This window comes from Clostridium sp. (genome assembly GCF_051656525.1).
In the GTDB taxonomy this organism is placed as follows: Bacteria; Bacillota; Clostridia; order Clostridiales; family Clostridiaceae; genus Clostridium.
Genome location: NZ_JBOGCC010000361.1, coordinates 1 through 1,232, shown reverse-complemented (window position 1 = coordinate 1,232; position 1,232 = coordinate 1). Strand labels below are relative to the sequence as shown.

Here is a 1,232-nt window from a genome sequence, read left to right as displayed (position 1 = left end):
ATCGCAAGTGCTAGTGCTGACATATAAGTAACAGCGACTTCTTGGCTGAAGAATAGAACATCGCTAAGACCATAAAGAATGATGGTTAAACTGATTGACAGCAATAGATAGTTTTTTTCTTTTAAACTGAATTTAATTAAAAATAGGTAAAATAAAATCAAAGCTAAGCAGCCAGCAACTCCTTGTAGAGAGAGTGTGTCAATAAATTCATTATGCAGATGTACATCAATGAATTGGGATATGGCTGGGCTAATATATTTATTTTCTATTTGTTCGTTTATCGTTTTATAGCGTTGCTCTGCTGATTGCCCTAGGGGATGAGAATAGGCTGATTTAGTTCCTGCAATCCACATAGTAAAACGGTTGCCAAGGGAACCATTATCTTTTGTTTGGTCAAAGTTCATCACCTCTGTAATGGCTTGGGTTGCTCGAGGCTTCACTATACTATCATAATTTATTATGGTAATCGCAGATATAATGATTACCAGAGATAGTAAAACAATGTTTCTGATTTTATTTGACAATTTAAACGCGAGCATGAGCAATGCGATACATGTAAAGACCAATATTGCAGCGCGTGTTTGTGTTAATAGGATTGAGTAGAGGCAAGCTCCGAATACTAAGGCTAAAAATATAATGTTCTTCAGTGAGGGTTTTTCTTTTATACAGCAAAATAGGCTGAGTAATAGAACCGGTGTCAACATATATGCGGTGGCTGTTGCTCTGTTTGTTGATAATTCAGTGCGTGCTAAGCCAAGAATATGAAACTGATAGGCTGAGTATACAGCGATAGCTAAAGCGACAAATGGCATAACTAGCCGAATGATGTTTGTTATTTTTTCCTTATGTACACTGTCAGCATTGATTGCAAATGAGACAAGGAATGATGCGATGACAAGTCTTTTTCCTACATCAAAATAAGAATTGTAAACATTACTGAAGTTAGAACTGCTTGGTTCGTAGTATATTGACCAGATTATTTTCGAAAGTCCAAGGAGTAAAATCGATAGAGGTAATGCATTACTGATAATAGTTTGATTATTGATATTTGTGAAAAAATAAATGATAGATAGATATCCTGCAATATAAAAAATATCACGAGAATATGCTATGTTAAACATCGCTAAGGAAATAGACGCAAAAATAAATAATATTGTCGTATTAGGCAGTAGTTCTTTTTTATTCATGTTACATTCATTACCTTAAGTTTTAGTAGCATTCTTTTCCTACTT

The 1,232-nt window shown here is 34.3% G+C and carries 1 protein-coding gene; it reads right to left on the bottom strand.

Annotated features, from left to right (window positions below; all coding sequences use genetic code 11):
* Nucleotides 1-1,187, bottom strand: a 1,187-nt coding sequence (locus tag ACRDDY_RS17660) for an O-antigen ligase family protein (protein WP_438566242.1), incomplete at its 3' end; no start/stop codon positions are given.
* Between the last annotated feature and the right edge of the window lie 45 nt (nt 1,188-1,232).